The organism is Streptomyces sp. NPDC050546, from assembly GCF_044457425.1.
In the GTDB taxonomy this organism is placed as follows: domain Bacteria; phylum Actinomycetota; class Actinomycetes; order Streptomycetales; family Streptomycetaceae; genus Streptomyces.
This window is the reverse complement of the sequence record NZ_JBITGX010000036.1, coordinates 1-6506: the sequence shown is the minus strand read 5'-3', so window position 1 is coordinate 6506 and position 6506 is coordinate 1. Positions and strand designations below refer to the sequence as shown.

Here is a 6506-nt window from a genome sequence, read left to right as displayed (position 1 = left end):
TTGGGGCGGGGGGCGCGCGTGGGTGCCCCCCCGGTTCACCGTTTATGGGGGGGGGGGGGGGGCCCCGGGGCGGGGGGGGGGGGCGCGGGGCCCGGGGGGGGGGGGGGGCCCCCCGGGGGCCCCCCCCCCCCCCGCCGTTCGGGAAGGGAGGCCGGATACGGCTCAGTAGACCGGCTTGTCCGGCTCGATCTGGTTGACCCAGCCGATCACGCCGCCGCCGACGTGGACCGCGTCCGAGAAGCCCGCGGACTTCAGGACCGCGAGGACTTCCGCACTGCGGACACCCGTCTTGCAGTGCAGGACGATCTTCTTGTCCTGCGGGAGGCTCTCCAGGGCGGTGCCCATGAGGAACTCGTTCTTCGGGATCAGCCGGGCGCCCGGGATGGAGACGATCTCGTACTCGTTCGGCTCACGGACGTCGATGATGTCGATGCCCTCGCCGTCGTCGATCCACTCCTTGAGCTGCTTGGGAGTGATCGTGGAGTCGGCGGCCGCCGCCTGGGCCTCCTCGGAGACGACGCCGCAGAAGGCCTCGTAGTCGATGAGCTCGGTGACGGTCGGGTTCTCGCCGCAGACCGCGCAGTCCGGGTCCTTGCGGACCTTGACCTGGCGGTACTGCATCTCCAGGGCGTCGTAGATCATCAGCCGGCCGACCAGCGGGTCGCCGATGCCGGCGAGCAGCTTGATGGCCTCGTTGACCTGGATGGAGCCGATGGACGCGCACAGCACGCCCAGGACGCCGCCCTCGGCGCAGGAGGGGACCATGCCGGGGGGCGGGGGCTCCGGGTAGAGGCAGCGGTAGCAGGGGCCGTGCTCGGACCAGAAGACGGAGGCCTGGCCGTCGAAGCGGTAGATCGAGCCCCAGACGTACGGCTTGTTCAGCAGCACGCAGGCGTCGTTGACCAGGTAGCGGGTCGCGAAGTTGTCCGTGCCGTCGACGATCAGGTCGTACTGGCTGAAGATGTCCATCACGTTGTCGGCCTCGAGCCGCTCCTCGTGAAGGATCACGTTCACGTACGGGTTGATGCCGAGGACGGAGTCACGGGCGGACTCGGCCTTGGGGCGGCCGATGTCGGCCTGGCTGTGGATGATCTGGCGCTGCAGATTCGACTCGTCGACCTCGTCGAACTCCACGATGCCGAGGGTGCCGACGCCCGCGGCGGCCAGGTACATCAGCGCCGGCGAGCCCAGGCCGCCGGCGCCCACACACAGCACCTTGGCGTTCTTCAGCCGCTTCTGCCCGTCCATCCCGACGTCGGGGATGATCAGGTGGCGGGAGTACCTGCGGACCTCGTCTACGGTGAGCTCGGAAGCCGGCTCGACCAGGGGTGGCAGCGACACGGGGACTCCGTTGGTCGGTCAATCACTACGGTTGTTCTCCCCGTAACAGTGCCATGTGCTTTTTCATTCCGAGACACCTGTTCCGACACGCGAGACGATTTCGTCCCAGTAGCCGGGCATGGCCTCCCAGGGATCGGTGTGTCCGCCGCAGTCCGTGCGGTCCGTGCGGTCGGTGAAGTAGATCGTCGCGGCGCCCTGCCAGCGCGCGATGCGCAGCGCCTCCCCCAGAAAGGGGCGGGGCACTCCGTGGACGAAGTGGCAGAACCGCTCGGGCGAGTGGTCGGCGGTCCACTCGGCCACCTGCGACCAGCGGTAGTCGCTCCACGGGCCGGAGAAGGTGACCAGTTGGTCGGCGAGCTCGACGTACCCCGGGTGCGGGTGGATGCCGTGGCCGAGGACGATGTGGGCCTCGGCACGGATCACGCGGAGTGTGGCGACCGTACGGCGCACCTCGGGCAGCCCGACGTGGTCCGCCGGGCAGCGCTCCAGGAGGAAGCCGTCGACCTGGTACCAGTCGACGAACCGGTGGGCGTCCGAGATCAGCTCTCCGAAGTTCCGGGTGCCGTACCGGGTGTCGAGATGGCCCAGCACCCGGATGCCGGCGTTGCGCAGGCGGCCGGCCGCCTCAAGGCAGTGCGGGTCGGGGCGGGCGCCGGGGCCGTCGGCCACGTTGAGGACGACCCAGTGCAGTGGGGTGCCGGGGCGGGTGAGTTCGCCCCACTCGGTGGGGGCGAGGAGAGGGTGGGCGTAGCCGGGGACGCCGACGCCGGGGCGGAGTTCCGTGCCGGAAGTCTGTGGCCGAGTGCTGGTCAGATGCGGCATGCCGCCTCCATCCAGATGTCCGCGAGGGACTCCTCGAGGCCGATCCGGGGGCGCCAGCCGAGCCGGTCGCGGGCGGTGCGTACGTCGGCCTGCTGCCAGCTGCCGCAGCCGTCGGGGTACGGGTACGCGGCCTGGGGAGCGTGGTCCGAGTCCGGGCGGGGGTGGCCGATGGCCGGGCGGAGCGCGCCGGGAGGCCCGTCGAGTTCGTGGAGGGCGCCGCCGTATCCGGCCACGCGGGCAAGGACCGCGGCCGCGTCGCGCAGGCGCACGGCGCGGCCGGCACCGATGTTGATGACGCCCTGCGCGGCGGAGAGCGAGGCGGCGTGGACGGCGCGGGCCACGTCGCGGACGTCGACGAAGTCGCGCTGCGCGCCCAGGCCGCCGAGTTTCAGCTCGCCGTCGCCGGACTGCATGGCGCGGCGCATGGCCTCGGCGAGACGCCCCAGCGGGGAGCCGGCGGGGGTGCCGGGCCCGGCCGGTGAGAAGACGCGCAGGACGACGGCGTCCAGGCCGGAGCCGAGGACCAGTTCGGTGGCGGCGAGTTTGCTCACGCCGTACGGGCCGCCGGGCCGGGGGACGGCGTCCTCGGCCGTGGAGGAGCCGGGCTGGCTGGGGCCGTACTCCGCGCTGCACCCGATCTGCACCAGACGGGCGCCGCAGCCGCTGCGGCGCAGGGCCTCGCAGACGGTGGCCACGGCGACGGTGTTGTGGCGGGTGAGTTCGCGGGCACCGCCCCTGGTGGCGCCGGCGCAGTTGACGACGACGCCCGGGTGGACCGCGTCGAGGAAGCGGGTGAGGGCACCGGGGCTGCCGGAGGCGAGGTCGAAGCGGACGTCGGCGTCGTCGCCGCGGCCGAGGGCGGTGAGCTGCACGGCCGGGTCGGCGAGCAGGCGGTCGGCGACGAAGCGCCCGATGTAGCCGTTGGCTCCGATCAGCAGGACTCTCATCGCGCGACTCCTGGGACGGCTGGGACTCCTGGGTGGGTGGTCATCCGACTTCTCCTTGGTGCGGGGCGGACGGGACGGGGGTGGGGCGGGTGCCTCCGGCGGTGGGCCGGTGTCTGCGGCTACGGGGCGACGGCGCTTCGGGGAGTGACGGCTCTGTCGGGAGTCGCTCGCCCGGGAATCACCCGCCGACGGCGTCGAGGGCCAGGATCACCGGTGACTCGACGCGGGTTCGGGCGGGTGCTGGCTCCCGCGACGGTCACGGTGAGGGGGCCGGCGGTGCGTGGGCCGAGGCCCTGGTGAGCTTGCGCGTCGCGTGGACGAGGAGGGCCAGGGCCGCCGCTCCGCAGGCGAGGGTGGGGACGCTGCCGGCTCCCCAGAGGGTGACGAGGATCTCCACCGGGGTGCCCAGGAGGCCGAGACCGGGGAGGCGGGCGATGAAGACCGTGGCGAGAGCGGCTGCCTGGATCGTGGCCGTCGCGGTGAGGACGACGGCCGGGGCGTAGGCGAACCCGTGGGTGGCGAGGAGGCGGGCGATGAAGAGGAGGGCGCCCAGGGTGAGGGCCTCCGCATAGCCCGCGGGCTCGTCGAGGACTGCGGCGCAGAGAGCGAGCAGGCCCGCCAGTGCGCCCAGGAAGAGGACGACTGTGCCGAGCAGGAGTGGTCGTACGGCGGCGGCGAAGTCCTCGAGGCCGCGGCTTGCCGCGAGCCTGCGGCGGCCACGCGCGGTGAAGAGGTGGGCGGTCCAGGCCGCGGGCGCGCAAGCCAGAGCGAGGGCCAGGACGGGGGCGGCGGTGAAGGGCCAGGGGCCGTCTGCCGCACCGGTGGGCAGACCGTCGGGGCCGCCGGTCACGGCGCTCTGGAGCAGGCCGTTGCCCAGGAGGGCATAGCCGATGAGCCAGGAGATCCAGAGGATGCTTCCGCCGGGGGCTGTGCGGTCGGCCCTGCTCAGGGGGCCTCGGCGGAGGGCGGCGCGGAGGGCCAGGCCCACGGCGAGGATGCCGGCTGCCGCGGCGAACAGGCGCGCGCGGCCGTGGGTGAGGTGCGCGGCGGTCACGGTGGCGGCGCACAGCGCGCCCGGCAGGAGTGTCAGGAGGATCCAGTCCGCACGCGCCCGGGGGGCAGCGGGTGCCGGCGGCGCGGGGGTGTCCCCGTCCCGGGTGACCCGTGCGTACATCTCCTCGGCGAGGGAGAAGACGTCCCGGTGGCGGAAGCGGGCCGCTGTCCGCTCGGTGATGCCGTGCGCTTCCAGTCCCGCCGCGATCTCGAGGGGGTCCACCGCGCGTTCGCAGAGCTCCCGGTGCCGGTGCATCAGCGCCTTCACCGGGTCGGCGCCGCGGCGCGGGGAGGGCTGCTTGCGGTCGGCGGCCGGCTCCTGTTTTTCGGGGTGTTCGCGCTCGGCGGCCGGTTCCGGGGCCGGTGTTCCGGGGCGGTCCAGTTCGCCCAAGTCGTTCATCGCGCTCTCTCCGGGGCGGGGACGGGAGTGGTGGCTCTTACGGGACCGTCTCCGGCCCAGCCGGGGGCGCCGCGGGCGGCGCGGCCGGATGTCGGAGCGGTCGGGGCTGTCGGGGCTGTCGGGGCTGTCGGGGCGGCCCAGGAGACCGGGACACGGGCCTCGGCGGGCACGGCGAAGGGCAACGGCCCGCCCGCCGCGTCGAGAACGTCACGGCGGACGGGAGCGCGCGAGACGATCTCCAGGTAAATGCTGTGAAATGCCTCGATGTTCTGCTCGACCGTGAACAGTTCGAGGGCACGGGCCCGGGCGGCGGCGCCCAGGCGCTCACGGCGCTCCGGGTCGCGCAGCAGCGCGACGCACGCCTCGGCGAGCGCCCGCGGATTGCGCGGGGGCACGACCAGCCCCGTGCCGCCGATGACCTCCACGACCGCGCCGACGTCCGTCGACACCGTCGCGCGCCCGCAGAGCATGGCCTCGGCAAGGCCGATCGGGAAGCCCTCGACGACGCTGGACAGCACGGTCACGGCACCCGAGGCGTAGGCGTCGGCGAGGGCCGGGAGTTCCGGCCCGCCGACCTCCTCGAACGACACCGGGTTGTGGCCGGCGGCGTGCGGACCCTCGGCTTCGTCGGGGAAGAGATGGGCGGCCAGCGCCCTGCAGTGGGCGAGATAGGCCGCGCCCTCGGCGCCGGTGGGGGCGCCGACGATCCGCAGGCGGGTTCTCGGCTCCTGCTTGCGGATCTCGGCGAAGGCGTGCAGCAGCGAGACCAGGTCCTTGGCGGGCTCGACACGGCCGACCCAGACGAGCGCGTCCGGGTCGGCGCACTCCGCGGACTCGCCCACCTCCGCGTAGGGCCGGGCGTCCATGCCGGGGTAGATCGTGCGGAGCCTGTCGCGGTCGGCACCGCAGCGCTCCTGCCAGCGGCGGGCGTGCGTGTTGCCGGCCGTGACGACCTCGGCCCGGCCGTAGGCCTCGGCGGCGAGTCTGCCGTGGAAGACCGCCAGCAGGGACCGCACCGCGGGCGGGGCGTCGGGGGCGGTGAGGTAGTGCGTCCGCAGGCGCACGCCGTACTCGGTCACCAGCAGGGGCACGCCGGTGAAGTGGCGGGCCAGCAGGCCCGGCAGGGCGGCCGGACCGCCGGACGCGGCGTGGCAGAGATCGACCGCGCCGAGGCCGTCGTCCTCGTACCAGTCGAGGGAGAGGGGGCGCAGCGCCCGTTCGAGGTGCGCGGCCACGGCGAGCAGATCCGGGACCCGGGCCTCACGCGCGGCGCGGTGGGCGCCCGGCGCACGACAGGCGCGTTCCAGCGCGCGTACGGCGACCTCGGAGCGGAGAGCTCCCGCGAGGCCGCCCTCCTCACGGGCGAGTTCGGCGAGGCCGTACAGAGCGTTGGCGAAACGGTCCGCCTCGGGGGTCGACGCCCCACTCCCGGTCGACGCCCCACTCCCGGTCGACGCCCCGCACAGCACCGCAGCCAGTTCGCCGAAGCACTCGGAGAACCGCCGGCGTGCGCGGCGGCCCAGGGCCACTCCGTCGTCCTCGGCCATCCACAGCGGTGCGGTGCGCACCCTGCGCACGTTCGGCGAGAGCGGGGTCCAGCCCTCGTCCTCCTGGTGTTCACTGCGGCTGAGCGCGTAGACGTCGAACTCGTGCTGTGCGAGCCCGCGCACCAGCCGGTCGCACCAGAGCCTGGCGTCACCGCTCACATACGGATAGCCACCCTCCGTAAGCAGTCCGATGCGCACGTGTGCACCCCCGATCTCCCGTATGGGGAGCCGCCGTTGCCCGGCGGCTCGCAGCGGGACGAAGGTATGCGGTCAAGGCGGTGGGGGGGGGGGGGGGGGGGGGGGGGGGGGCCCCCCCCCGCCCCCCGGGGGGGGGGGGGGCCGGCGGGGGGGGGGGGGGCGGGGGTGGGGGGGGGGGGGGCGGGGCCCGCGCACACC

Annotated in this window: 5 protein-coding genes; all 5 read right to left on the bottom strand. The window is 74.1% G+C overall.

Translation table 11 applies throughout. The features are described from left to right. Positions 1-162: 162 nt before the first annotated feature. Positions 163-1341, bottom strand: coding sequence for an adenylyltransferase/sulfurtransferase MoeZ (gene moeZ, locus ACIBK5_RS43570; protein WP_184590710.1), 1179 nt, complete (start codon positions 1339-1341; stop codon positions 163-165). Positions 1342-1404: 63 nt separating this feature from the next. Beyond that, a complete protein-coding gene (locus ACIBK5_RS43565) occupies positions 1405-2163 on the bottom strand; it encodes a spherulation-specific family 4 protein (RefSeq protein ID WP_399029078.1) in 759 nt (252 codons plus the stop codon). Beyond that, the gene (locus tag ACIBK5_RS43560; RefSeq protein ID WP_399029076.1) at positions 2151-3110 is read right to left on the bottom strand and encodes an NAD-dependent epimerase/dehydratase family protein; all 960 of its coding nucleotides are present in this window, start codon (positions 3108-3110) and stop codon (positions 2151-2153) included. The genes ACIBK5_RS43565 and ACIBK5_RS43560 overlap by 13 nt, the downstream gene beginning before the upstream one ends. 256 nt (positions 3111-3366) lie before the next feature. Beyond that, complete coding sequence (locus tag ACIBK5_RS43555; RefSeq protein ID WP_399029075.1) at positions 3367-4563, bottom strand: hypothetical protein; 1197 nt, start codon at positions 4561-4563, stop codon at positions 3367-3369. Next, a complete protein-coding gene (locus tag ACIBK5_RS43550) occupies positions 4560-6308 on the bottom strand; it encodes a DUF3492 domain-containing protein (protein WP_399029073.1) in 1749 nt (582 codons plus the stop codon). Before ACIBK5_RS43550 ends, ACIBK5_RS43555 begins: the two co-directional genes overlap by 4 nt. Positions 6309-6506 lie beyond the last annotated feature (198 nt).

Coding starts and splice junctions, on each gene's coding strand:
- ACIBK5_RS43565 (WP_399029078.1), bottom strand. CDS start 2,163: ATGCCGCATCTGACCAGCACTCGGCCACAGACTTCCGGCACGGAACTC.
- ACIBK5_RS43560 (WP_399029076.1), bottom strand. CDS start 3,110: ATGAGAGTCCTGCTGATCGGAGCCAACGGCTACATCGGGCGCTTCGTC.
- ACIBK5_RS43555 (WP_399029075.1), bottom strand. CDS start 4,563: ATGAACGACTTGGGCGAACTGGACCGCCCCGGAACACCGGCCCCGGAA.